General features: G+C 35.9%; 26 protein-coding genes. 12 read left to right on the top strand and 14 right to left on the bottom strand.

The features are described from left to right. Positions 1-2: 2 nt before the first annotated feature. From CH364_RS15245 to CH364_RS15260, 4 genes are read right to left on the bottom strand one after another with little or no spacing between them, the layout of a single operon-like run. Positions 3-2,195 carry a ribonuclease R family protein gene (locus CH364_RS15245; RefSeq protein ID WP_100743647.1) on the bottom strand — a complete coding sequence of 731 codons (2,193 nt, stop codon included), beginning with the start codon at positions 2,193-2,195 and terminating at the stop codon, positions 3-5. 4 nt (positions 2,196-2,199) lie between these two features. Then, positions 2,200-2,871 carry a tRNA (adenosine(37)-N6)-threonylcarbamoyltransferase complex dimerization subunit type 1 TsaB gene (gene tsaB, locus CH364_RS15250; protein WP_100743646.1) on the bottom strand — a complete coding sequence of 224 codons (672 nt, stop codon included), beginning with the start codon at positions 2,869-2,871 and terminating at the stop codon, positions 2,200-2,202. Then, on the bottom strand, positions 2,868-3,326 hold the full coding sequence (gene tsaE, locus CH364_RS15255) for a tRNA (adenosine(37)-N6)-threonylcarbamoyltransferase complex ATPase subunit type 1 TsaE (RefSeq protein ID WP_100743645.1): 459 nt from the start codon (positions 3,324-3,326) through the stop codon (positions 2,868-2,870). The genes tsaB and tsaE overlap by 4 nt, the downstream gene beginning before the upstream one ends. After that, on the bottom strand, positions 3,323-4,177 hold the full coding sequence (locus tag CH364_RS15260; RefSeq protein WP_100743644.1) for an Hsp33 family molecular chaperone HslO: 855 nt from the start codon (positions 4,175-4,177) through the stop codon (positions 3,323-3,325). The genes tsaE and CH364_RS15260 overlap by 4 nt, the downstream gene beginning before the upstream one ends. 75 nt (positions 4,178-4,252) lie before the next feature. On the opposite strand from CH364_RS15260, the gene CH364_RS15265 reads away from it, so the two are divergent. From CH364_RS15265 to CH364_RS15290, 6 genes are all read left to right on the top strand, one after another. Beyond that, complete coding sequence (locus tag CH364_RS15265; protein WP_100743643.1) at positions 4,253-6,235, top strand: beta-galactosidase; 1,983 nt, start codon at positions 4,253-4,255, stop codon at positions 6,233-6,235. Between the two features lie 24 nt (positions 6,236-6,259). After that, a complete protein-coding gene (locus tag CH364_RS15270) occupies positions 6,260-7,150 on the top strand; it encodes an LIC_10030 family protein (RefSeq protein ID WP_100743642.1) in 891 nt (296 codons plus the stop codon). A 12-nt stretch (positions 7,151-7,162) separates the two neighbouring features. Beyond that, the gene (locus CH364_RS15275; protein WP_100743641.1) at positions 7,163-8,005 is read left to right on the top strand and encodes an inositol monophosphatase family protein; all 843 of its coding nucleotides are present in this window, start codon (positions 7,163-7,165) and stop codon (positions 8,003-8,005) included. 108 nt (positions 8,006-8,113) lie between these two features. Further along, positions 8,114-8,689, top strand: a complete 576-nt coding sequence (locus CH364_RS15280) for a superoxide dismutase (protein WP_100721201.1) — start codon at positions 8,114-8,116, stop codon at positions 8,687-8,689. 111 nt (positions 8,690-8,800) lie between these two features. Beyond that, positions 8,801-10,183: an anthranilate synthase component I family protein gene (locus CH364_RS15285; protein ID WP_100743640.1), complete on the top strand. Its 1,383-nt coding sequence runs from the start codon at positions 8,801-8,803 to the stop codon at positions 10,181-10,183. Positions 10,184-10,243: 60 nt separating this feature from the next. Continuing rightward, a complete protein-coding gene (locus CH364_RS15290; RefSeq protein ID WP_100743639.1) occupies positions 10,244-10,852 on the top strand; it encodes an anthranilate synthase component II in 609 nt (202 codons plus the stop codon). Between the two features lie 68 nt (positions 10,853-10,920). On the opposite strand, the gene CH364_RS15295 is transcribed toward CH364_RS15290, so the two are convergent. Both CH364_RS15295 and CH364_RS15300 read right to left on the bottom strand, forming a co-directional pair. Beyond that, a complete protein-coding gene (locus tag CH364_RS15295; protein WP_100743638.1) occupies positions 10,921-12,144 on the bottom strand; it encodes an LIC10025 family lipoprotein in 1,224 nt (407 codons plus the stop codon). Continuing rightward, the gene (locus CH364_RS15300; RefSeq protein WP_423790174.1) at positions 12,119-12,634 is read right to left on the bottom strand and encodes a hypothetical protein; all 516 of its coding nucleotides are present in this window, start codon (positions 12,632-12,634) and stop codon (positions 12,119-12,121) included. The genes CH364_RS15295 and CH364_RS15300 overlap by 26 nt, the downstream gene beginning before the upstream one ends. Here CH364_RS15300 and CH364_RS15305 point away from each other — a divergent pair. Further along, complete coding sequence (locus CH364_RS15305) at positions 12,546-13,460, top strand: SHOCT domain-containing protein (protein WP_423790173.1); 915 nt, start codon at positions 12,546-12,548, stop codon at positions 13,458-13,460. The two genes, CH364_RS15300 and CH364_RS15305, sit on opposite strands and share 89 nt — an antisense overlap. Here the strand turns inward: CH364_RS15305 and cysE are convergent. Further along, complete coding sequence (gene cysE / locus CH364_RS15310) at positions 13,457-14,173, bottom strand: serine O-acetyltransferase (RefSeq protein ID WP_100743636.1); 717 nt, start codon at positions 14,171-14,173, stop codon at positions 13,457-13,459. The two genes, CH364_RS15305 and cysE, sit on opposite strands and share 4 nt — an antisense overlap. A gap of 360 nt (positions 14,174-14,533) precedes the next feature. Between cysE and CH364_RS15315 the strand changes: the two genes are divergently transcribed. The 3 genes from CH364_RS15315 to CH364_RS15325 are packed head-to-tail and all read left to right on the top strand — an operon-like array spanning position 14,534 to position 17,644. After that, a complete protein-coding gene (locus CH364_RS15315; protein ID WP_207762255.1) occupies positions 14,534-15,463 on the top strand; it encodes a site-2 protease family protein in 930 nt (309 codons plus the stop codon). Then, positions 15,460-16,863, top strand: a complete 1,404-nt coding sequence (locus tag CH364_RS15320; protein ID WP_100743634.1) for an NHL repeat-containing protein — start codon at positions 15,460-15,462, stop codon at positions 16,861-16,863. Before CH364_RS15315 ends, CH364_RS15320 begins: the two co-directional genes overlap by 4 nt. Positions 16,864-16,921: 58 nt before the next feature. Next, on the top strand, positions 16,922-17,644 hold the full coding sequence (locus CH364_RS15325; protein ID WP_243401329.1) for a hypothetical protein: 723 nt from the start codon (positions 16,922-16,924) through the stop codon (positions 17,642-17,644). On the opposite strand, the gene CH364_RS15330 is transcribed toward CH364_RS15325, so the two are convergent. After that, on the bottom strand, positions 17,645-18,838 hold the full coding sequence (locus CH364_RS15330) for a DegT/DnrJ/EryC1/StrS family aminotransferase (protein ID WP_100743633.1): 1,194 nt from the start codon (positions 18,836-18,838) through the stop codon (positions 17,645-17,647). It lies immediately after the preceding gene. A 156-nt stretch (positions 18,839-18,994) separates the two neighbouring features. Between CH364_RS15330 and add the strand changes: the two genes are divergently transcribed. Further along, the gene (add, locus tag CH364_RS15335) at positions 18,995-20,347 is read left to right on the top strand and encodes an adenosine deaminase (protein ID WP_100743632.1); all 1,353 of its coding nucleotides are present in this window, start codon (positions 18,995-18,997) and stop codon (positions 20,345-20,347) included. 53 nt (positions 20,348-20,400) lie between these two features. Here the strand turns inward: add and CH364_RS15340 are convergent, their stop codons facing one another. From CH364_RS15340 to CH364_RS15365, 6 genes are all read right to left on the bottom strand, one after another. After that, entirely contained in the window at positions 20,401-20,868 is a 468-nt protein-coding gene (locus tag CH364_RS15340; RefSeq protein WP_125178691.1) for a hypothetical protein, read from the bottom strand. 33 nt (positions 20,869-20,901) lie between these two features. Then, positions 20,902-21,051, bottom strand: a complete 150-nt coding sequence (locus CH364_RS15345; RefSeq protein WP_207762254.1) for a hypothetical protein — start codon at positions 21,049-21,051, stop codon at positions 20,902-20,904. A 123-nt stretch (positions 21,052-21,174) separates the two neighbouring features. Continuing rightward, positions 21,175-21,693, bottom strand: coding sequence for a VOC family protein (locus CH364_RS15350; RefSeq protein ID WP_100743630.1), 519 nt, complete (start codon positions 21,691-21,693; stop codon positions 21,175-21,177). 195 nt (positions 21,694-21,888) lie between these two features. Continuing rightward, entirely contained in the window at positions 21,889-22,248 is a 360-nt protein-coding gene (locus tag CH364_RS15355; RefSeq protein WP_100743629.1) for a nuclear transport factor 2 family protein, read from the bottom strand. Positions 22,249-22,309: 61 nt separating this feature from the next. After that, positions 22,310-22,891, bottom strand: a complete 582-nt coding sequence (locus CH364_RS15360; RefSeq protein WP_100743628.1) for a YdcF family protein — start codon at positions 22,889-22,891, stop codon at positions 22,310-22,312. Positions 22,892-22,959: 68 nt separating this feature from the next. After that, the gene (locus CH364_RS15365) at positions 22,960-23,349 is read right to left on the bottom strand and encodes a hypothetical protein (protein WP_100744707.1); all 390 of its coding nucleotides are present in this window, start codon (positions 23,347-23,349) and stop codon (positions 22,960-22,962) included. A gap of 163 nt (positions 23,350-23,512) precedes the next feature. Between CH364_RS15365 and ygiD the strand changes: the two genes are divergently transcribed. Continuing rightward, positions 23,513-24,340, top strand: coding sequence for a 4,5-DOPA-extradiol-dioxygenase (gene ygiD / locus CH364_RS15370; RefSeq protein ID WP_100743627.1), 828 nt, complete (start codon positions 23,513-23,515; stop codon positions 24,338-24,340). Positions 24,341-24,355 lie beyond the last annotated feature (15 nt).

Here is a 24,355-nt window from a genome sequence, read left to right on the forward strand (position 1 = left end):
CGTTATTTCTTTTTAGTTGTGGACTCATCTTTTTTGAAATCTTTTAATTTCAAAAAAACTTTGATCTCTTCAAAATCGATTCGATCAAGGCTTACGGAAACTGGATCTCCTATAAAAAATATTTTGGAATACTTCTTTGAATAGAAGGAGAAGTCGTTTTTAATCGTAACTTCAAATTCATCGGTAAACTCTGATTTATCGAGAACACCTTCCAAATTAGAAATATCTAGTTCCACAAAGATTTGTGAAGGTCGGATTCCAACAATAAAACCTTTGAATTCCTTTATCCCTGTAGATTCCAAATAACGAAAAGATTTAATTTTGACAATGTCTCGTTCGGCATCTGCAGCCCTTCTTTCTTCTTCTGAACAATGTAAACCCATCACAGCTATTTCATTTTCTGAATAGGTTCTTTCCGTTTCAAGAAGTGTGGCCTGTAACACACGATGAACAATCAAATCTGGATAACGCCTGATAGGAGAGGTGAAATGGCAATAGTCCTTAAACCCAAGTCCCCAGTGCCCAAGTGGATCCGATCCGTAGTAGGCCTGCATAAAACTTCGTAACAACAAATAATTGAAAATTTTTCCAACGGAACCATCTTCAATTTCTTTCACCGCTTTCATGATCTCTGCGTAACTTGTATCTTTGATTTGGATGTTATACCCGTTCAATTGGAGGAAATGATTTAGAGTTTCTAACTTTTCTTCATCCATCGCTTCGTGGATACGATGTAATGACGGAGCTTTTCTTTTTCTCAAAAATTCATCTACTTTCAAGTTAGCAGACAACATCAATTCTTCAATGAGCATATGACTTGTTAGGCGTTCTCGATTTTCTATTCCAATTGGTTCTTTTCTTTCGTTCCAGGTGATTGTGGTTTCTCGTAAGTTTAAATCAATTCGACCAGCTTCCATTCTACGTTTGCGTAAGGCTTCTGTGAATTGTGAAACTTGGAACATCCAATTTTTTGGATCTTTAGCTTTGATTTCTTCTTCGGCCATTTCATAAGTGTATCTTGTATTCACTTTGATGACTGACTTATAAAACTTGGCATTGTAAATTTCACCTGTTTTACTTGCTTCCATCTCAACGGTAAAAGCAAGGCGATTTGTATTCGCAACCAAACTACAAAGGTCTTCAGATAAAATCGGTGGTAACATTGGAACCACACGGTTTGCTAAATAAACTGATGTGGCTCTTTCATAAGCCTCTTTGTCCAGAGGTGAATCTTTTTCTACGTAATAAGAAACATCGGCAATATGAATCCATACACGAAGCTTATTCCCTTCGTCGACAAAACTAATGGCGTCATCAAAATCTTTCGCTGTAATTCCATCGATTGTGACTGCATATAAATCTCGCAGATCAGTTCTTGTATTCCAATCCGTAACAGTTTTTTCTGATACTTCTTCTGGAAAGTCCAAAGGAATAAAATCAGGATGCACCGGATCATAATTGTACTTCATTAAAATCCGTTGTAGGTCGCTATCTTCTTTTGTGTCCGATTCAAATCGAATAAAACTGACATCATAAAGATTGTCTTGTGGGAGTGCGCCTTCTTTAAATTTAACGATTAAAATATCATTCACATTTATCGAATCAAAGGTGTCTTTGAGAATGGATTTTACATGAAGTACACCTTCTTTGCCTTCACCAAGCATATCGAGGAAATTTCCAAAAACAAATTTATTGGTTTTCTCTCTGACTCGCATTCGGTAAAGAACACGACCACGTTTGACAATATTCGTGACTTCTGCTTCGAGCCTGTCTCTTTTGCCAACACCCAAAGGGATGACTTCTACTTTATCACCGGTGATGGCTGAATTGGTCATTGGCCCTGGAACAAAAATTTCGTTTTTGGAAGGGAGTGAGATAAAACCATCACCTCTACGGGATATGGAGATTCTGCCTGTTAGGCGAAAGGGATTTGCTACAGTTAAGTATTTTTTGTTAGGAATTAGTAATCCTTCGGCTTCTAACAAGTTGAGAAGTTGATCAATTAGAAATTCGATTTCTTTTCTAGGAACTTTTTCTTTTCGTTTGAAGGCTTTTACTTTCTTCGTTTTTGGGTCGGGTCGTTTGAATTCACTTGATTCGGTAAATTTTTTTTTGATCTCTTGTCTTGTGATGTCCTTTCCGGATTTTTGATCCAGAAATTCTATGATTTTTCTTTGTATTTTATAGGTATCCATAAATTCATTTGTGATCTACATAGGTCCCGCGGATGTAGTTGGGCAGGAGAGATAAATAGTCGTTTTTATTTGGTTCTGTTTTGAAGTATTGTTTCAAACTATACTGTAGTATAGACGAAAGATTTAAGTTTGTCGCCTCAATTTTTATCGCGGCATTAGGGTAAAACTTAGGCAAATTTCCAGTATAGTACCAATTGTTAGGTGTCCATTCTGAGGTTTTGATTTTGACTTCGATGGATTCAGGAGTCAGATCAAAAGATTCTGATAAACCTTTTTCGGATTTATACTTTGTATAGTATTTTCCTTGTTTCCCATCTAAACAGAGTAGGGAAGTTTTTGCGTCTACTTCCTTTCCTTTGATTCCTACTAAATATACTTCTAAACTATCTACTCCGAATACGGGAATTTCCCACAATTGGGAAAGATCTCTAGCGGTAGTCACTGTTATGCGAATACCCGTAAAAGAACCTGGACCATTTGCAACAATGATGAGATCCGGTTTATTGATTTTGGCTTTCTCTATACCCAATCGGATGTATTCAACTAGCATATAAGAAGATTCTTTAGGTGTAGTTTCTGTTTGTTCGGAAAGTATTTCCAAGTCTGTGTTTTCGGAATATTTAGAAACAAGGACTTGAATCCAATCTTGGGTTGTGTCGAAATATAAAATATTCATCGAACTTCCTCTTCCGACCATTTCAAAGTATAGGAACGAACTTCTATGGAATCCGAATCAATCGACAAATAGATGCGATTATTTTTTGGTAAATAAGGTTCTGCAAGTTGCCACCACTCAATGGCAGAGACACCTTCTTTTCCCCAAATTTCTTCAAATCCAAGCTCATCTAATTCTTCCAAAACTTTAATCCTGTATAAATCAAAATGATACAAACGAAAGTTAGGGGAATCATAAATATTATATAAAGAAAAAGTAGGTGAATTGATAGAACTTTCTGTCCCAAATCGACTAAACCATTCTCGGATAAAAGTAGTTTTGCCGGCGCCCATTTCACCCGAAATCAGTAAGATAGGAAATATCTTTTTCGCAAGGTATCGTTCTACCAATTGGTCCAAACTTAAAAAAACTGGATTCAGTTCCGATTCTCTAAGAGAGAGAAAACTGGCCTTCATTGATTAAAGAATTTCTCCACATCAAAAGAATCAAATTGATAGGCTGTTCTACAAAACTCACATGTAATTTCTATTTTTCCAAATTCATCGATGATGGAGTCAGCTTCCTGTTTACCAAGGGAAGCAATGATATCTGCTACCTTATGTCTGGAACAATCACATAAAAATTCTGGAGATTCGTTGCTGAGTACTTCCAATTCCGAACCTATTTCAGTTTGTAGAGAAGCCAACATTTCATTGATACTGAGTGCCCAAAAAGCTTCTCTTTTCACAAGAGGTTGGATTTTGGAAATCAGATACTTAAAACTTTCTTCGGGAGCATCAGGCAGTGCTTCAAAGAACAAACCTTTTGCGGAAAAATCATTTCCTGGAAAATCAAATGGAAAAACTTCCATTCCTACGATGGCCTTGATTTGTTCAGATTCAGTAAGATACTTGATAAAATTTACTTCAAAGGTATCTTCTACAAGGTTTGTATAAGATTGGTAAGTGTCTGAATCAAAGTCCCAACGAATTACTTTCATAATCCCTTGGCCTAAAATGAATTCATTTCGGATATCACCTTCTTCATGGCTTGCTGAATAAGCGACGGACTTCATTTTACCGTAGCGATCACTATAGGCTAAGGCTTGTTTGTTGGAATCATCTTTCCATTGAATGCTCACCTTTTGCTGGTTTTTTGTCATCTCTGCGAGAAACAACGCACCCATCATGGTTTTAGAAAGAAATACGGACATTTCTTTGTTTAGAGAATGAAGAAACATAGCTTCTTTGGCAGTTTCTGTCAAATCGACTAAAGTAAATCGATAGTGGTGGGTGTTGGATATACCTAAAATAACTTGGTCAGACATTATTTGATTGAAAGGGGTGTTTTCTGATTCAGTCTGTGTCACAAGATAGATTCTGCAATCGCAAAAAGGAAAAATATGATCTTTGGCGCCTGTTATTACCCCGAACAATGGAACCCTAAGGATTGGGATGAAGACCTAAAAATTATGAAAGAGATGGGTCTTTCGTCAGTAAGGCTCGCAGAATTCGCTTGGGGACTTATGGAACCAAAGGAAGGAAAGTTCGACTTTTCTTTGTTTGATGCGGTTTTAAAAAAAGTCCAAGACCACGGAATGACAGCCATTCTTGGCACACCAACAGCTACCTTTCCCCCTTGGTTGTACAAAAAATTTCCAGAAATTGTTCAGGTATCTAAAGAAGGGATCATTAGAGGGATTGGAACTAGACGCCAGGCTTGTTTTTCTTCCCCAGCTTATCAAAAAGCAACGGAACGAATCGTTACTGCAATGGCCAAACATTTTGGAAATCACCCAGCGGTTGTTGGATGGCAAATTGACAATGAACCAGGGCACGAAGGTTCAGACGTCGATTATTCTCCATTAGCGCTTAAAAATTTTCGTACTTGGTTAAAAACAAAATACAAGAATCTAGACTCGCTTAACAAACGTTGGGGGAATATTTTTTGGGGAGTGATCTACTCAGACTGGAATGAAATTCCGTTACCGGCGGCTCACGTCGCTAGTAATTTCAATCCTGCCATGATCCAAGACTATTACAGGTTCCAATCAGATGAACTGGTTTCTTACATTCATTTCCAAGCAGAGATATTACGTAAATATAGTAAAGGAAAACCTCTTACAACCAATCTATATCCATCTCCTTTTTTACCTGTGACAGACATGGCAGAATTATTTTCCAAATTGGACTATGTGTCTTGGGACAACTATCCTGTCTGGGGGAACCAACAAGAACCATACCCTCATCCTTTGGTCACGGCCACTCAGCAGTATTCACGAGGATTAAAAAACAAACCGTACACTGTCATGGAACAATTCTCAGGTGTGCAGGGCCATGATACTTTAGGTTATCTTCCACCACCGGGGCAAATTGGTTTATGGCTTACACAAGCCATTGTGAATGGTGCGAATCAAATCTATTTCTTTCGTTATCGTACTGCCCGTTTTGGTCAGGAACAACTTTGTTATGGAATTTTGGATCACGGAAAACGAAAAACACACAAATACTTTGAGTTAAAAAAGACTATTGAAGATATCAATGAGTTTGCATCAGATATTGCTGATTCACCTTACAAAGCTGAAGTGGCAATTTTACACGATATTGAAAATTCACGTAATTACAAACACCAACCTTTGAGTGATGCTTTAAAATTTTCACCGGTTCCCTTTGCCCAAGTCGGATACGATATTGAACTTGCTACTTGGTTTGCAGGGACCAATGTTTTAAATGTAAACGCTCATTCTCTTCCCATTAGTGCAGAAAACGATTGGTCAAAGTATAAAGTATTAACATTGCCACTGTATACAATGTTCGATCCATCGATTGTAGAAAAATTAAAAACTTACGTAGCAAATGGAGGAACTTTGGTTCTTGGTTATCGGGCGGGAATTAAAGACAAAGACCATTGGATGGTAGAAGAGCCAGTTCCGGGAGTTTTTGGAGAAATGACTGGAGTAGAGGTGTTTCAGTTTGAAGCACCAGCAACTGACAAAGTGGGAATTCGAATGGGAATTTTACCTCTCAAAGGATCCAAGTTCTGTGAAATTTTGGAGCCAACAACTGCCAAAGTCGTAGCGAGATACAATGATTCAAAAAAGTTTTATTCCGGTAAAGCTGCGATCACTGTGAATTCTTTTGGTAAAGGTAAGGTTTATTATGTGGGAACCTCTCTCACACCAGAAAGTTTTATTTTATTATATAGAAAGATATTGAAGGGAGCAGGGGTTCCCTTTGGTTTTCTTGGTGCGACAATTGAACGTCATTACCGAGAAGGAAAACAATTCAATTATGAAATTACAATGAACCACTCTAACCGATATAAGTTGGCGGGACTTTCGATTTTAAAGCCGTTTGGTTACAAACTCAAAAGAATTCCCAAATAAAACTTTGGTATTTTAAAATAGAAGATGAGAATACAAGATTTTAAATCAATCAATCGGATTTTAAACGAAACATCCGGAAAAAATAAACCAGGTGAAATTTATGTGGATAATCTACATACACCTTACATTCAGTTTCCTGACCGATTTGTTATCCCAGGTACTTCTGTCACACAACCCGAGTTTGGTGATATCAAAGATTTTGTTCAAACTGTTTTAAAGTATATTCCAGAAGCCATAGAAGGAACTTGTTTATTACCCGAACCAAGACCCAAACGAGAAACAGGAAAATTGTTTTTTGTTCGGCCTATGTTATTTGGATCTTCCCGTTTTTTATATGTGTTTTCTGTGGATATGTTGTACTTGGGTGGGGCAAAGTCGGAAGAAATCAAAAAACCTGGCTCACAAAATATGACTCCATCCATTATCACGGATCGGTTGTACTTTCAAACCAAAATCATTCACCTTCATTCTACGAAAGAAGACGGGGAAGACATTACTGACTTTGAAGCAAAACGATTTCAGGGTGGAATATTTCGTGTTGAATCGGAAAAGGATGATAACAAACCAATCCGAAGGTTTTCAGAAATTTTTGATGAAATTGATTTTTCGGAAACGGAATCGAAAATCCGAGAAGAATTAGGAATTAGCTCTGAAGTTTGGAAATTAGGAAGAATTTATAGTCCGATTGGAATTGATTATTTGTCGTTATCACTTCGGTTTTTAATTCCTAGTTTGCCAAAAACCATCCAACAATTTCGAAATTTTTATCCCATTCTTACTGAAACAGAGTTAGGAATTCCAGACGAAACGTTAAAAAAATATCATGAATATCTATCTTCTTTTGAAGTGGAACGGACGCAGTCGAAGTCCGGAAATATTTTATGGAAAGTCATTCAAAAATCATCCGATAATTAAAAAGCAGGTAGTATGGGAATCTCTTCACCAACCATTAATTTCCCCGTAGATGAAACCATCAAGCGGATCGAATATGTAAAAGCAAATGCGATGGGAATCATCCATGAAGCTAAAAAAATCCAACGTGAGGTTTCCGCAATTCGATCGGAAACAGATGCTGATGAAAAGGAACGAATTGACGCCGCCGATGGAAAGTTAGGTGATATTTTGATTCGTTTTTTACAAAAGTCATTTCCTAAAGATGGAATTATCTGCGAAGATAAACCTACCATAGACGGTGGTGATTTTAAATGGGTTCTAGATCCTGTGGATGGTTCCATGAATTTTGTTCGAGGCCTTCCTTTGTATGCGATTTCCTTTGGACTCGAACATAGAGAAACTCCCGTTGGTGGTGTTGTGATTGTCCCTCCACAGGAGTCAGTTTATTCTGCAGTGCTTGGTGAAGGTGCTTATAAAAATGGAGAACCCATTGTTACCTCCAGAATTTCGGAACTAAACCGAGCCATTTTTTCTCCCAATCTTCCCACAAAACGCGCTCATATGATCCAAGAAATCATGGCTGATTTATCAGGGTTTTTAACTTATGCTAGGTCATTTCGTCGCACTGGTTCCTTTGTTTTAGATGCATGTTTCATTGCGGAAGGTGTGATGGATGCCATTTGGGAAAAAACTGTAAAACATTGGGATGTTTCTGCCATTTCTGTCATTTTAACAGAAGCAGGTGGGAAATTGACTGACTTAAATGGTGTCCATTACTATACCGGACTTCCGGAGTTAGTGGCTTCTAACGGAGTTTTACATTCGGAAATTTTAAATTTATTGAAGACAGTTCGTTCGACAGTCAGTCGAAATTAATAGAGAGGAACGATTAGAATCGTTCTACTTTTTTAGTTTACGATTTGCTTTTGCGATCCATACTAGATACAAAATACAATTACACTTGAATCCATCAGGAGACCGATCATGGAACATAAACTCCCAGAACTTCCTTATGCAAAGGATGCACTTCTTCCGCACATTTCACCTGAAACTTTAGAGTTTCATTATGGAAAACACCACCAAACTTACGTTACAAACCTCAACAACCTTATCAAAGGAACTGAGTTTGAAAATGCTACACTTGAAGAAATTGTAAAAAAGTCTTCCGGCGGAATTTTTAATAACGCAGCTCAAATTTGGAATCACACTTTCTACTGGCATTCTCTTTCTCCAAAAGGTGGCGGAGCTCCTACCGGTGCAGTTGCCGATTTAATCACAAAATCTTTTGGTTCTTTCGATGCTTTTAAAGAAAAGTTCTCTCAATCTGCGATCACAAACTTTGGATCTGGTTGGACTTGGCTTGTGAAAAAAGGTGACGGTGTCGAAATCGTAAACACTAGCAATGCAGGAAGCCCTTTGAAAGATGGACTCCAATCATTGTTAACCATTGATGTTTGGGAACACGCATATTATATTGATTTCCGCAATGCTCGTCCGAAATACGTAGAAGCATTCTGGAATTTAGTAAACTGGGACTTTGCAAACCAAAACTTAAAATAAGAACGGATCTAAGAATCCCACGTAGAAAGGCAGGTTCCGGAATCCGGCACCTGCCTTTTTTATTTCATAAAAAGATTCAAAATGAATCTTGGTACCTAATACAGAGTTTTTATGAGCCAAACACTTCCGAAAATCAAGATCCCTAAAAAACCAAATTATACTTCTCTTACCTTGCCGGAAGGAATCGAGTTTTGGGAATTATTTCGGGTCATTGAAGCGAAATATGAGAATTGTTTCCTTCTCGAATCGGCAGGAGATAACCAATACGATTCACGTTACTCTGTGATAGGATTCGAGCCATCTCATTTGATCGTAGGAGAGCCTGGGGTTTTAGAAATTGACGGAAAAAAATATTCTGTTGAGAATCCCTATTTTGCACTTCGGGAACTCACCGATTACAATTCACTAAGCATTAGTTATGCGGGAGGATTTGTAGGATACCTTGGTTATCAAAGTATGCAATTTTTTGAACCAAAATTGAAACTCGAACCACATCCTGATTTTCCTGCGATGATTTTTGGTTTGTATCTGGATGGACTCATTTATGACAAATTCACTGGCGAACTTATTTATTTTGATAATGGAACCAACCGTACCCAAGAAGTGAACCAAATCTTAAAGGATGTAAGTAAGGAAAAATCACAAAAGCCAAAAGCAGAGGTTTCTTTATTACAGGCTGGCTTATCTAAAGAGGTCCACCGACAAATGGTGGAAGAAGCTTTAGAGGAAGTAAAAGCAGGTAATACATTTCAATGCCAAATTGGGTTTGAAGAAATTTACACTGTGGATGGGAACCCATTAGCGATTTATGAAACGTTAAGGGAAATCAATCCTTCTCCTCATATGTATTATGTAAAATTTGGAAGCCGAGCTATTTTAGGTGCCAGTCCTGAATTACTCTTTCGATTGCGGCAAGGGGAAATGGAATCTTTTCCATTGGCTGGAACCACCAAACGAGGCGCAGATGCCAAAGAAGACACTCTCCTGGCTCGCAAACTTTTAACCGATCCAAAAGAAATTGCAGAACACAATATGCTGATTGATCTCCACCGCAATGATGTGGGACGAGTGGCAAAATTTGGAACTGTAAAGGTTCGTAGGCGTTTTGATGTAAAACGGTTTTCTCATGTGCAACATATCTCAAGCGAAGTGGTTGGAATTTTGTCTTCTAAAGAAGATATGTTTTCAGGACTTGCCTCTTCGTTTCCTGCAGGAACTCTTTCTGGTGCGCCAAAAATTGAATCGATGAAAATCATTGAACGAATTGAAAAATCCCCGCGAGGTCCTTATGGCGGTGCCGTGGGAAGTTTTGGATTAAATGGTGATTGTACCTTTGCCATTCCCATCCGTAGTTTTTTTGTGAATGGAAACAAAGGTTTTGTTCGTGCCTCTGGTGGGATCGTTTTTGATTCTAAACCGGAAGATGAATACCAAGAAATTATTAATAAAATGGCATCAGTTAGAAAAGCTTTAGATTTGCATAAAGCTCCTTAGTTACTAACGAACAAAAATACAATACAAAGTAACCGAAAAACAACAAATGGAGAAACCAAAATGAAAGTCCTCATCTTAGATAATTATGATTCTTTTACATTCAATCTTTACCAAATTGTTGGAGAAATTTTAGAAGAAAGTGAAAAACCATTTCAATTGGATGTGATTCGAAATGATGAAAAACCTTTTGAAGTGATTAAATCAGCTAACTACGATAAGATTATTATATCTCCAGGTCCCGGCCATCCAGCAGATCCAGCCTATTTTGGAGTAAGTGCCGATATTCTAAAAGAGTTGGGAAAAACTACACCTGTTCTTGGTATTTGTTTAGGAATGCAAGGTATGGCTACGGTGTTTGGTGGAGAAGTGGTACGCGCCAGTGTAGCCATGCATGGAAAACTTTCTCCAATTGAACATGATGGAAAAGGCGTTTTTTCTGGTTTAACGCAAGGGATTGAGATTATGCGTTACCATTCATTAGTCGCAAAAGAAACGTCTCTTCCTAAAGATTTAGAGGTCACTGCACGAGTTTCCGCGGGAGAAGGGAAGGGAGAAATTATGGGTCTTCGGCACAAAACATTAAAAATTGAAGGGGTTCAATTCCACCCTGAATCTTTTGGGTCAGAAGAGGGAAAGGATTTACTTAGGAACTTCATTCATTCGAAATAAAGTCCATTGGTGATTTCTTCTGATTTCAACTATAAATTTTAGAACTGCTCTTGGCCCTTAATTTGCTTTTACTTTAAATCCTTTAACATGGCATCCTCCCAGGCGGCAAAAAAATCAAAATCATTGCTTGCTTTTTGAGAATCATCTCCACCAAACAAAGAAAAACGTTTCCGTTTGGTTTCGTTGTAAGTGGTAATTGTGTTGATTTGACTTTGCCCTATTTTTTTAAATGTAACATGAATTTGAGATCCACCTCGGCCTTGTGTTCCCTGTATGAGTAAGGTAAAAAACTCGTTAAAGTATTCATCCATATTACCTGGGATAAAAAAGTTTACAAACCCTTGAGGGATGACATAGAAAAAATTCCCATTAATTTCCTTTTTTCCAATTCGTACAAATTGTCCGTCAAGTGTATCCGTTTGTTTATCGAAAGTAGTTTTTAATTTGTATTCCAAGTTTTGAATTTTAGCAGTGATTCCGAAAGATTTGATTTCAATGTCTCCCAAAAAACGAATTTCTTTTGGAGATAAAAAATAATCTTTTGGTGGGTTCACAGGAAAATGAAACTGAATGGTCTTCCCCTGGTTAGTCACTTTTAATTTGTGAGTTGGATTAGCCTTATCCCAAATCTCAATATTCAGTTTAGTTTTTTCTAATCTTGAACCAGTTCGTTTATAGAAACCAGGGAATTTTGCTTTTGTATCTTCATTGATGGTGAACTCTAGTGTATGCCATTCTGCATTTTCTGTCACATGGCACTGCATCGCAGAACATAAAAATTGTAAGTTTTCGGAAGTAGATTTTAGAGATTGATAGGCGTTGTGATCATTGATTGCTAAAACAAAATCATGGAACCAATTGAAAAAATCTCTAGGTTGGTATCCTTTAAGTTTATGGATGATTTTTCTATCGACAGCATAAATTTCCCTTTCGTCCCATAGTTTTGGTGTAAACGTAACTTTAGCCAGATAATCATATTTAGCTGGCTCTGGTTCATTCCAATGAAGGTCCCAGTTTTGTTGGTTATCCAAAGTTCCATAGAGGGAGAGGAAAGGATATCCTTCTGGTGTTTTTAGTAATTGAGATTCGTTTTCTTCGCTTAGGCTACCCGCAAGAGCAGCAAAAAATATTTCGTTTTTGGAAGTAGATTTAATGGAACGCTGTAAGTGGTTGTAACCTTTCCAGAACTGGTAAAAGTTTTCATTTTTTTGAAAACAATTAGTGAAAGAAATTATTACCAAAATGCCAATTAAATATTTTTCTATGTTAAAGTTCTTTTTTGAGAATGCCATATATTTCTTCAATAAGATCATCATTCATTTGTTCCTGATAGGATGATGAAATCAATTTGCCTGATTTATTAAATATTCGTAAATACGATTCACCTTTCTTTAGACCATCTGTTAAATGTCCCTTCCGGTCTAAAAGTATGTTTTCGTATTGTTTTGTTTTTGATTCTTCTAAATAATCTTCAACTAGTTTGTTAGTTTCGCGAAAATCTAAATAGAGAAGAAATTGAACTTTTGAACTATCTTTCCAAAGCAAATTTTGCATTTTCCAATATAGCTTTCGGCCAAGTTTTCTACAAAGTTCAAGGTCACGAAGGAAGCAGCCCATTAATACTATAGGTTTTCCTTTCACTGAGGTGTCAGAATACGATTGCCCATATTGGTCCTTCATCTGAAACTGTGGCATGGGCTCTGCACTCCATTTTTCATTCGATACAAACAGCAACGCCAAAACAAAAAGAACCAACCGATACACCGTTTTCAATGTATTCATAAATTCATTAACGGCAAGTTCAAAATATTTGTTCGTTGTGATTCCATTTTTTTTTATCCTTGGGTGTTCTAGTTTCGCAAGTAAAATCAAGTTGATAGATTCCTCAGCATCCTTAGCTTTTTTTGAGGTGGATGAAGCAGAATGGAGAAATATTTTTCCAGAAGAAATATCTAATCTAAAGGTAAATACAAAAAATTTTGGGGTTTTACCAAACCTATTAAAATCCATCCAATACAAAAGAGGTGTACTTGCTTATGAAGATTGGGATGTTTTAGTGCCTGAATCTTATCTTCCTGAAATTCAAAAGTTTGCAGAAAAGATAGGAACAAATCAAGAATCCAAAGTTTATCTATGTATTTATAAGTTAGATGATATTCTCTCTCCTAATGTAAAAATTTTGAAAACTAGTTTCTATATTTTAGGAACAGAAGAAGGATTAGTATTATTGTTTCATGAAATCAATACAAACATAAGTTTTCAAACACAGTATTCATTTGAAGATTGGGTGATTTTTCATCCGACAATAATTAAACCGATTTATAGACCTGAACTTTGGTTAAGAGACAAACAAAATACAAGTATATATAAAAACAGTTCGTTATCAAAAAATGGTATTTATGGAAATGTAGTGTTGTATCACGTTCCAGAATTAATGCCTAATCCGCCACTTTTTAGATATCCAAAAGAAGAGGAAACCACTGTTCCCACCGAGCAGTGGAAATCTGTTCCAGAAAAATTAAAAACCTTAGAAGAAATGAGAAAAAATCATCTCATTACCGATGAAGAATATAAACGGAAAAAAACAGAGCTTTTAAAAGAGTTTTAAATTCCATCTCCGTGTATAAACTCTTGGATGAATCGATCGTCTTCCGGTGCATCTGTCGAAGATTTTTCTAGAAGTTGTTGTTTCTCATATAATTTGTTTATGAGTTGTTGTTGTGTTTCCACCTTTTCAAGTAAAACAGAAAATACTTTTGCAATTGGATCTGGCATTTGATTGTGTTCCAACATTTGTTCTACACTGTCCGAAGCTATGTCACCAGCTTTGACAACCTTTCCTGGAATACCAACAACAGTACAACCTGCTGGTACATTTCTCATAACAACAGAGCCTGCACCAACACGTACATGATCTTCCACAGTAATGTTACCTAGGACTTTTGCTCCTGCTCCAATGACGACATTTTTTCCAATGGTTGGGTGACGTTTACCAGATTCCTTTCCCGTCCCTCCGAGTGTCACACCTTGGAAAATTAAAGATCCACTTCCGACAATGGCTGTTTCTCCGATCACAACTCCAGAGCCATGGTCGATAAAAACACCAGCAGCAATTTGGGCACCTGGATGGATATCGATCCCAGTTAAGAAACGACTAATATAATTTACAAGTCTAGGAATGATAGGCAATCGGAGTTTATAAAGTAAATGTGCAAATTTATGCAACCAAAGCGCATGGAGACCCGGGTAACAAAGAACAATTTCCAAATAGGATTTCGCCGCAGGGTCAAATTTTTTGATTATTTTTATATTTTCAAACATTGATTAGTTGGTTTTAGAATTACTGATTAGACTAGTCAACTTATCCGGGAGTTAGGAAAGATTTAATAGAGATTGGAGTTGTGGGTAAGAACAAAAAATTCACTTGTTCAATGGATTCTCAAGTCCTGAATTGAGGAAGAAATTTTTCTTTTTTATAGAATCCAGAAAACCCAGACAACTTTGCCAATTTGATAGGAAATGACACAGTTTTTCCAAATGCACTGCGACCAAGTTTCTCTGAATGTAGTTCAGATTCACATGAACCTTTCGATTTTCTGATACTGTTTGTGATTCTAATTGATTCTCTAGTTAGGTTCTATATCCTTTCGAATAGAAATAAATTTCTAGGTTGTTCCGACTTTGGAATCAAAAAAAACAATACACATTCTCCTATTTATATTAACTTTTTTTACATTAACGTTTTCCGATATATTTCTTAATCCGCAGATCCCTCAAACATTAGAGAATTATAAACTTATGTTTTTTGAGAACTGGCCTTATTCCTCTGCACTTTTGTTCATCTTATTTGCACATGAAATGGGACATTACCTTCCGGCAAGATATTATGGAGTCAAAGCCACATGGCCATATTTTATTCCATTACCAGTTGGACCAATTGGTACTATGGGAGCTGTCATCCAAATCAAACAACAGATTCCAGATAAAAAAGTTTTATTCGACATTGGAATTGGAGGGCCTACTGCAAGTTTGGTACTCTCTATGATTGTTTGGTTAGTAGGAATCAGTCTTTCAAAAGTAATCGAAATCCCACCTGACTTCGATAGATCTGGATTTTTATTTTTTGGAGATAGTTTGTTCACATATTTTACAACGCAATGGATATTAGGTCCCGTTGATCTTTCTACGATGGACATCCAAGCGCACCCACTTGCCAAAGCTGGGTGGGTAGGACTTTTAATCACTGCCGTAAATCTTTTGCCATTCGGTCAATTAGATGGGGGACATGTCATATACGCTATGTTTGGTGAGGATTATAGAAAATGGATCCACCGTTTGTTTATATTTTTTCTTATTTTTGCATTGGTTCATTTTACATGGTTACTTTGGGGATTTATCATTTATTTTGTAGTGAAAGTGGAACATCCGTTCATTCGAGATTCTGAGTCAGGAATAGGAAAAATTCGTTTCTATTTTGGTGTTACGATGTTAGTAACATTCCTAATTATTTTTGTTCCAAAACCAATTATATTAGGATCAGAGTTTAATGATTCTTCGTTACTAAACGATATTTTTCGTCTGATGACTCATAACATTGGATTGGATTTATGATTCGTATTTTATTTTTATTTTTTTCACTTTTTCTTTCGTTAGCATTGTTCGCACAAGAGAGCAAAGAATACAAACTCACTGATAAGGCTTATGGTCTTGCTTGGGATGGAGTCAATTTTTGGTATATCGACACCAATCGTCGTGCTATTATTAAGATCAATGAAATTGGTGAACAAGAAATTTTTAACTTAGGTCTTGCAAACTTACGTGGAATTAGTTTTGATTCTCGCGAAGGAAAACTACTTGTTGTCGCTCCTAAACATATTTTAAAGTTAGATCCCAATTCCGGTGGTATCACTGACAAAATTCAAATTCCTCTTTCGAATGTAGCAGGAATTGCAAGTGTTGGAAATTATTATTATATTTTGGATTTGGATTCTGGCAAGGTCCAAATTTATGATCAATCTTCATCATTATTGATTGGTGGATTTTTTACTGATCGAACAAGACCACGTGACATTTGTTATGGTAGAGATTCTTTATGGATTTCAGATTCGGCTGATAATAGTATTTATCGATACGATACTAAATCTGGAAAAATTACAGGTTCAATTAAAACAAATTTGCGTTCTATTCGCGGTGTTCTGCTCAGTGGATCAAAATTGTGGGTAGTGGATCGAGAAAATAAGGAAATAAAAAATATTCCCTTCATAGAAACCGAACGTTTCATTGCATCTGGTGAAGAAGAATACAATTTAGAAGTATCTTTGAAATTCAAGTTGGATTCTGTATCTTTATCTAAAGCACAAATTGCAATCCTCCACCCACCATCAAACGAACAACAAAGAATTCGCGGAGTTAAATTTACTGATGCAAGTTATCAACCTTCGTTTATACAAAGAAATCGAGTTCACTTAAAAAAGTTATCCATAGAAGATTTACCTGGTGAACAAACTGTAAAATATAAATTCTCCTCTAAAAACCAATTTATCAAATATTATGTTACTGATGAATATTTAGATAAGGAAGCCGTTTATCCCGGTGATGTTACTTCATATTACGAAAAAACCAATGAAGAGGTAAAACTTTTACCTCGGGATTATTTGGATGCAATTTACCAAGCTCGTCAAACAAGCATTAGTATTAATGATTTTAAAGAAAAAATGAAAGCAATTGGAGTTCCTATACAGCCGTTTCGAATGATTCGATTTGAAAAAGGAAAGGCAAAGTCCATTCAGGATTCACTTTCCATTTTTCTATTAAGTTATGGCTGGATTCCAATTGGGGATTTAGGATTAGGAAGTAACACTGACAAACGATATTTTGAAAAAAAAGAGTCAGACTTAATTTTATTCCAAAGTTTGAATTCCAAATCTTCCGTTTCTCCTGTATACTTTCGTAAAGATGTTAATTCGGAATGGGAAAATTTACCTGCAGAAATTACTTATAAGATTAAGTAAATTTTCAATTCTCTTTCTATTTTTTTGTTCCCCACTGAGTCAAAAGTTTGATTCACTTTTGGTTGATAGAACAATAGAAAGAGAAAGCAAATTTCGAGATTTAGTTGAATCTACTTGGATCCAATTTCCTAAACTGGGTTTGTATTGTGAGAAGGAAATTTCCTACCACAAAATCTTTTGTAAGATCCAGACTGTTTTGAGTTTTCGAAAGTTTTCTGAATATTTAGATATCTCAATTTTTGAATCCGGCCCACATACAAAATACTATTTAGAATTAAACTCAAACAGTGATTTTGGACATTACCATCCTGAATTTCCGGTAAAACTTCGTGAATTTCTTCTTCCGGCAAAAAATAACAAATCTTTGTATACACTCACTTTACCCATTTATGAAAGTTTGATTCAAAGTACTGCTCGTGATTTTTTTATAGTTTATCAGAAATTAGATTCAAATCCTAGGTTTTTTAGAAAAGAAGCGGATCGTTATTTATTGTTAGTTGCTGAAAATCGATTGGATCCGTATTATTTGGATCGATTTATTTTATTTTTATATCCGGCCTTTACTGACAACGAAGACCCCGAAGAGTCATCGAGATTTGTTTATAGAAAAGGTGATGAAACAATCGATGCACAAATCGTAAAGGAATTAGTTGGGTTTTGGATTCGGCGCAAGGTAGATGGTACGGATACAGATTTTATTTTAGGATTAGTTGATTTGTTGAAGTTGTACGATTCGGAATTTTATCAAAGCCGAACCGCACCAATTACCAATTCACGTTGACTACTCTAAAATATCTTTTACTGCATCAATCACATCTTTTTCATCTGACTTTGTCATTCCCGCAAAAAGCGGTAGGGAAATCGATCTATCATACATTTGGCATGCATTTGGATATTCTCTGCGATTGTATTGGAATGTCTTTTTATAATAAGGATGTTCGAAGATGGGAATAAAATGAAGGCTTGTACCAATATTTCTTTCCTTCAATTCTTCTACTAAACTATCTCTACCTACTTTCGCAATTTTTGGATCAACTTCAATTCTGTAAAGATGCCAACTATGAATTCCATTGGAATCTTTTTTGGGAAGTTTGATTCCTTTTAACGAACTAAATTCTTCGTTATAATGTTTTGCAATTTCTGTTCTACGTTCCCAAAATCCATGTGATTCTTTTAGTTGCACAACACCTAATGCAGCAGCTATGTCGGTCATGTTATATTTGTAACCTGCATCAACTACTTCATAGTACCAACCTGGTCTATTAAAGGCATCTCGATTGATTCCATGCAGTCGCATTTTTCGAATTCGTTCTGCGGCATTTTTATGAGAAGTAGTAACCATACCACCTTCTCCTGTTGTGATTCCTTTTGTGGCATAAAAACTAAAAACGGTAAAATCGCCCCAAGTTCCTATCATCTTATCTTTGTGAACTGCTGGGAAGGCATGGGCAGCATCTTCAATTACAGAAAGATTAAATTCTTTAGCCACCTCGATAAGACCTTCCATATCACAAGTATAACCAGCTAAGTGTACGGGCATGATAGCTTTGATTTGTTTACCCGTTTTTTTGCTTTTCAGTTCTTTACCGTTCCACTTGCATTTTGATTCGATTGTGTCTCGCAATGTTTCTGGAGTCATCAGATTGTGGACGGGATCCACGTCTGTGAGAATTGGTTCGGCCCCGAAATAGCAGATCACCTCCGCCGTTGCTGTGAAAGTAGTGGAACTAGTAATTGCAGCATCTGCCGATGTAAGGCCAATTGCTTCTAAGGCTAAATGTAAGCCGGCGGTGGCAGAGTTGACTGCGATGGTTTCTTTACTGCCAACAAAGTCACCAAACTCCATCTCAAATTGTTTGACTTTGGGGCCGGAAGTGACCCATCCCGATCTTAGGACTTGAGCAACTTCTTCAATCGCATCCTCGGAAATTGACGGAAGAGCAAATGGCAGGAAGGTTTTGCGAGATGTGAGCATATTCATTTATACGACATAATTCGGAAAAAATTTCCAGTCTTTTCCGCCCCCAAACAACCTATCGACGGGATTTTTGAAAGCTAAATAGGGATTTTCACCCAAGCTTTAAAAATCTACTTGTAGGCACTTAGGAAACTTCGCATTCTTTCCTGGAACATGGAAGTTCCTTTTTCTGAGATTTTAAATCGTATCGCTGTCATTGACCGTGACATTGCAGAGCTCAATCGTTTGAAGAGTCGTCTGCCAGCTGACAGACCGTACTCGCCCACCATCCAGCTTACTTTTGATAAACAAATCAATACTCTTTTAAACGAGCGAGTTTCGTTAATGGAGCTCCCGATTCTCCATCCGCCGCTTTGGTTGCTCTCCAAAGATGGATTAGAGACTACGGATGAACCATCAATTCTAAAAGAGAGAAAATCTTTACTTGCTGGCGACTTGTCGGTGGCACACCCGAATGAACAGGACGTCATCAACTTCATTCGAGAGATTCCAAAAACAGAAGTTCATTTACATCTTGAAGCTTGTGTGAATAAGGAAACTTTAAAGTTCCTTTATAAAAAGAATGGTATCGAAGTAACTGATCAAGAATTTGAAGATAAATATAATTTCAAAGATTTAAACGGATTCATTCAGGTATTTTTCTTTGTGCAAGGTTCGGTTAAAGAAACTTCCGATCTTGGATACTTTATCGATAGCTTAGCAGATTATCTACGTTCCAATAACATTGTTTATTGTGAGGCATTTTTTGCTCCTTCTAAGTTCATTCAAAACGGATTAGATTTTGATGAAATGGTCGAAGTGATGGTAAATCGAATTCGCCAGATAGAAGTCAAAGATGGAATCACCATTAGGTTGTTAGTTGACGTTTCTCGTTCCTTTGGTCCAGAAAATGCGATGAACAATCTCAAACGAGTGTTGGGATTAAAACATAAAGAAGTCATTGGAATTGGACTTGGTGGTGCTGAACTTATGGGCCCAGCTAAGGATTATTCTGAAGTATTCAAAGTAGCACGTGAATCAGGTTTACGATGTGTCGCTCACTCAGGTGAAGATGATGGACCATGGGCTATCTGGGATGCAGTAAATCTTTGTAAGGCAGAAAGGATAGGACACGGAACTTCTGCCATTCAAGATCCAGAACTTGTTCGCTATATGAAAGAAAACAAAATTCCAATAGAGATTTGTGTTACTTCCAATGTATTTACTGGAAAATATGTCCGTAAGGAACAAAACCATCCTGTGCGTTATTATTACGACCAAGGTTTGATGTTGTGTATCAATACAGATGATCCTGATATCTTTAATGTGAATCTTACCTATGAGTTTTTTAAACTATATCGCTTTTTAGATTTTTCTATCGATGAAATTATTGATTTGGTAAGACAAGGTGTACTTTGTACTTTCCATCCTGAAAAAGAATCTCTCTGGAAATCAATGGAAGAAAAAATAGATCAGATTAAATTGAAATACAATTTGGTGTCTGAAAAACAAGTAACAACTGTTTAGCTGTAGTTTGATATTTATTTCTTTTATTTCAGAGTTATCAATTTATTTAGATTTCACTCGTTGTCGAATTCAAACGGTATATCATTTGACGTTTTTCTGATATAGTCTTCATTTATGAGTTTTTGGTTATTGTATCTTTTGAAATAGAATTTGTTACCAATAATTTTAGTAAACTGTTCAACTGATATAGAAGTATCTTCCGTTTTTTCATCAAGAATAGGATCGTGAAATTCACATTTGTATGCTTTGTAGGTGCATAAATCTATCCATTCAATGCACTCCACAAAATAAAATTTTGGATACTCTCTAAAAGTATAAATTTTGTTTTTAGTATAAACGATTTTAACATCTACGACATTAAACTTTCCGGGAATTGGATAAGAATACTCAAATACACCTAAAAGGTTTTTTTGACAATCAAGTTTGGTAGTATCTTTATTTAGATTGATCGCATTACTTTCGAATGGCAAAGATAGGGTTAAAAAAATGATAAAAAAAATCGAAATCCGAGTTTTATTCATTTTTGGTAACATTCTCCAAAGAAAAAAAATTAATCACAAAATTAAATGTAAGTTATACTCTCGAGAAATGAGATAATTGAAGGCATATTCAACTGACTCAGGAATCAAAATTTCAGACTGAAAACCTAATTTGGGATACAAAATGATTCTTTGTAAATCGCCTACGATTTCGTTTATAATCATAAGACAAAAATTAAATCTGCTTTATTAAGATCATCTTTTTGAGTTAAAAAATCCCAAATAATGGAAGCAGATTCTAAATCTTTATTTGATATTTTTCTATGAGAAAGTAAAAACAAATTCTAATTAACTTACAGCTTCTTTCAACGTTGCAATGTCAATTTTTCTCATTTTTAACATGGCTTGCGTGGCACGTTCTGCTTTGATTGGATCTTTATGCGAAATGAGTTGTAAAAGAATTTTCGGGGTCACTTGCCAATACATTCCGAACTTGTCTTGAAGCCAACCACACATACTTTCTGTACCACCATCTGCTAATAAAGCATTCCAATAATAATCCACTTCTTTTTGAGTTTCTACACTGATCATAAAGGAAACTCCCCAAGTGAATTTGAATTCGGTGCCCCCATTGTAGGCAGTAAATTTTTGGCCGTTTAAAATGAACTCACCTTGCATGGAATTTGCAGTTATGATTTTTGACTTTTTAAAAACCGATGCATAGAACTTTGCCACTTCTTCAATATCTGCATTGAACATAAGAAAAGGTGTGATGCTGTGAATAGGATTGGCCCGGTAATCTAATTTTTTCAAATTAGATTTTGTTTTGGTTCCACTGGTTTTCTTCTTCTTCTTTGGTGCTGCCATATAGATCCTCTTTTATCATTTAGTCTGATTCGGTTAGTTTATCATTTTTTGAACTGGTCCATTGAAAACAGAGTTATCGGAATGGATATTGAGGATCTTTCAACTATTAAATATAGAACGCAGAAGAAAACTGAGATTCTATCGCTTGGGTACTGCCAGATCGAAGCATAAACCTATCGAACAAATTCTCAATTTTCAGAATTTTGGTTCTCCGATCAAAAACCAGGCATTACAAATTTTTTGGTTTAATATTTCATAAATGGCTAATACTTCAATCGTGCCTTTTCCTTCAGGAAAATTCCTGGTAACCAATTCATGGTCTACAATTTTACCATTAAAGGAAGTTCTAGAAATTAATTTTGCAAAAAGGTCTGGTTCCTGAAAGCGACTTAAATGCCTATCTTTGATCTCTTTGATTCCTTCGGCCACCAATGTATTCGGATGTAAAAATATATTTGCGTTTTGATCCCAACAATCTAAAAATAAATCAATATCTTTTTGATTGTAAGCTTTTAGTTGTTTATCGATTAATTTTAACTTTGTTTCTTCATTCATAATTGATTTCTATAACAAGTAATATTAGAAAACCAGGCATAGTATTATATATAAAGTTTATTTAGTGCTTAAATACTGAGTTAACAACTATAACATAAGGTAGAGCTATTGTTTCCCTGAAAATGGAATAAAGGTCACGTATTTCAATGTATCTGGCGTAAGATGATTTGATATTATTGAATCCTGCTCTTTTTACTAGATAACTTGCTCTAGGAAGATGATAATACTGCGAAATGATGAGAATTGGTTCCGATTCATGCGATTTCAAGATTTCTTTTAAATTATCGGCGGATTTTTCCGTAGTGTAACCTAGGTTGTCTTCGATGATATGGTCTACTGCAATTCCTTGATTCATTAAATAATTTTTCATTACTTTTGCTTCATCAAATCCTTCTTTTCCCAATCCCCCAGAGACAATTATTTTTTGAATCAAATCTTCCTTATAAAGAGTAACTACCCTGTCTAATCTTGATCGCAATCTTTCTGATGGAGATCCATCTATTTCAACTTTGTTTCCCAGAACTAGGGCTACATTGGATTTCAGTTCTTTTTCCTCTACGAGTCCCGTTGAGACTATATAACTTGAAGCAATGAGTAGGTAGGTAAAAGATAATTTGATTAGGATATAGAATATTTTTCTCATTTGAGTTTTAAAAACAAAGGTCCAAGAATTTCAAAAGATATTTTTGTTTAGGATTTTTTCTTAAACTATCATTTCGATTGAGTTTTTTTCTCTAAAATGGCACCCAATGTTATAGAAAAAAACAGTATTGAAAGATAACGAAATCCGATTTGGATAAAGTATAAATCAATCGGCATTTTGGACATGGGAAGTAATACAAGGATATCTAAAATCCAGTTGAGAGATAACCAAGAAATTCCAATGATGATTCCTTCTTTAAAAAAACTAGAATCAACTAACAAAAAATATCGAAACAGTAAAAAACAACCGCTCAGAGATCCAACAACAATCATAATTGTTTTGAAAAGAAATAAGTCTATTTGCAGCGAACCTTCTTTTGAAAAAAAGAAGATTGAGATAAAAAACGGTAAAAACCAACTCAAAAATCCAAATCCTAAATTCCGTTTAATTGCTTTCATAACCATAAAACCTCTTTATAATAATACAGTAGTTTAACAGCGAATCGTCTGCTATAAAAAGAATAATTTTCCATTTTTCAAGCAGAGATTACATTGACAATAAATGATTTAATATTAAACTATCTTAAGAGAGGAGTCGGATTATCAAAAATCCGAAAACTTTATGAACTCAGCAGAAACTAAAGAGAATTCAACTTTTTTGAAAAATTCCACCACATTGCCTTCTCTTTTTTTAGGACACGGCAGCCCGATGAACGCCATTGAGGAAAATGAATTTGTAGAAGGTTTACGAGATCTTAGTAAAACGATCCCCAAACCAAAGGCAATTCTTTGTATTTCAGCCCATTGGGTGACCGATGGAACCTTTGTAACTGCAATGGAAAATCCTCCCACCATACACGACTTTGGTGGATTTCCAAAAGCATTATTTGACGTTCAATACCCTGCTCCCGGTAGCCCAGAACTTGCAAAATTAGTTCAGTCATTGGTAAAATCTCAAAATGTAAAATTAGATTATGAGTGGGGATTGGATCACGGTGCCTGGAGTGTCATCAAACATATTTATCCAAATGCTGATATACCGATTGTACAATTAAGTATGGATTATAAAATTTCGCCTGAGGATCATTTTCGACTGGCCAAAGAATTATCTTCTCTTCGAAACCAAGGTGTACTTATTATTGCCAGCGGGAATATTGTACATAACTTGCGTATGGTGGCTTGGGACAGATTAAACGAAGTTTATGGATTTGATTGGGCAATCGATGTAAATCAAAAGGTCAAAAATTGGATTGCGACTGGAGACAACGATTCATTAATTCAAATTCGAAATCATGGAAAAGAATTTGAGTGGGCCATTCCAACAGCGGAACATTATTTGCCATTGTTATACACATTAGGCACTAAACTAGATTCTGACACTTTATCATTCTTTAATGATAAACCTGTAGCAGGAGCGCTGACTATGACTTCAGTAAGGTTTGATTCTTAATAGAAACTGACGAGG

It is taken from the genome of Leptospira harrisiae, from assembly GCF_002811945.1.
Classification (GTDB): domain Bacteria; phylum Spirochaetota; class Leptospiria; order Leptospirales; family Leptospiraceae; genus Leptospira_A; species Leptospira_A harrisiae.

What these genes read in the sequence shown, in the direction of transcription:
- CH364_RS15245 (WP_100743647.1), bottom strand. Translation starts at nt 2,195, where the DNA reads ATGGATACCTATAAAATACAAAGAAAAATCATAGAATTTCTGGATCAA.
- tsaB (WP_100743646.1), bottom strand. Translation starts at nt 2,871, where the DNA reads ATGAATATTTTATATTTCGACACAACCCAAGATTGGATTCAAGTCCTT.
- tsaE (WP_100743645.1), bottom strand. Translation starts at nt 3,326, where the DNA reads ATGAAGGCCAGTTTTCTCTCTCTTAGAGAATCGGAACTGAATCCAGTT.
- CH364_RS15260 (WP_100743644.1), bottom strand. Translation starts at nt 4,177, where the DNA reads ATGTCTGACCAAGTTATTTTAGGTATATCCAACACCCACCACTATCGA.
- CH364_RS15265 (WP_100743643.1), top strand. Translation starts at nt 4,253, where the DNA reads ATGATCTTTGGCGCCTGTTATTACCCCGAACAATGGAACCCTAAGGAT.
- CH364_RS15270 (WP_100743642.1), top strand. Translation starts at nt 6,260, where the DNA reads ATGAGAATACAAGATTTTAAATCAATCAATCGGATTTTAAACGAAACA.
- CH364_RS15275 (WP_100743641.1), top strand. Translation starts at nt 7,163, where the DNA reads ATGGGAATCTCTTCACCAACCATTAATTTCCCCGTAGATGAAACCATC.
- CH364_RS15280 (WP_100721201.1), top strand. Translation starts at nt 8,114, where the DNA reads ATGGAACATAAACTCCCAGAACTTCCTTATGCAAAGGATGCACTTCTT.
- CH364_RS15285 (WP_100743640.1), top strand. Translation starts at nt 8,801, where the DNA reads ATGAGCCAAACACTTCCGAAAATCAAGATCCCTAAAAAACCAAATTAT.
- CH364_RS15290 (WP_100743639.1), top strand. Translation starts at nt 10,244, where the DNA reads ATGAAAGTCCTCATCTTAGATAATTATGATTCTTTTACATTCAATCTT.
- CH364_RS15295 (WP_100743638.1), bottom strand. Translation starts at nt 12,144, where the DNA reads ATGGCATTCTCAAAAAAGAACTTTAACATAGAAAAATATTTAATTGGC.
- CH364_RS15305 (WP_423790173.1), top strand. Translation starts at nt 12,546, where the DNA reads ATGGGCTCTGCACTCCATTTTTCATTCGATACAAACAGCAACGCCAAA.
- CH364_RS15300 (WP_423790174.1), bottom strand. Translation starts at nt 12,634, where the DNA reads ATGAATACATTGAAAACGGTGTATCGGTTGGTTCTTTTTGTTTTGGCG.
- cysE (WP_100743636.1), bottom strand. Translation starts at nt 14,173, where the DNA reads ATGTTTGAAAATATAAAAATAATCAAAAAATTTGACCCTGCGGCGAAA.
- CH364_RS15320 (WP_100743634.1), top strand. Translation starts at nt 15,460, where the DNA reads ATGATTCGTATTTTATTTTTATTTTTTTCACTTTTTCTTTCGTTAGCA.
- CH364_RS15330 (WP_100743633.1), bottom strand. Translation starts at nt 18,838, where the DNA reads ATGCTCACATCTCGCAAAACCTTCCTGCCATTTGCTCTTCCGTCAATT.
- add (WP_100743632.1), top strand. Translation starts at nt 18,995, where the DNA reads ATGGAAGTTCCTTTTTCTGAGATTTTAAATCGTATCGCTGTCATTGAC.
- CH364_RS15340 (WP_125178691.1), bottom strand. Translation starts at nt 20,868, where the DNA reads ATGAATAAAACTCGGATTTCGATTTTTTTTATCATTTTTTTAACCCTA.
- CH364_RS15345 (WP_207762254.1), bottom strand. Translation starts at nt 21,051, where the DNA reads ATGATTATAAACGAAATCGTAGGCGATTTACAAAGAATCATTTTGTAT.
- CH364_RS15350 (WP_100743630.1), bottom strand. Translation starts at nt 21,693, where the DNA reads ATGGCAGCACCAAAGAAGAAGAAGAAAACCAGTGGAACCAAAACAAAA.
- CH364_RS15355 (WP_100743629.1), bottom strand. Translation starts at nt 22,248, where the DNA reads ATGAATGAAGAAACAAAGTTAAAATTAATCGATAAACAACTAAAAGCT.
- CH364_RS15360 (WP_100743628.1), bottom strand. Translation starts at nt 22,891, where the DNA reads ATGAGAAAAATATTCTATATCCTAATCAAATTATCTTTTACCTACCTA.
- CH364_RS15365 (WP_100744707.1), bottom strand. Translation starts at nt 23,349, where the DNA reads ATGAAAGCAATTAAACGGAATTTAGGATTTGGATTTTTGAGTTGGTTT.
- ygiD (WP_100743627.1), top strand. Translation starts at nt 23,513, where the DNA reads ATGAACTCAGCAGAAACTAAAGAGAATTCAACTTTTTTGAAAAATTCC.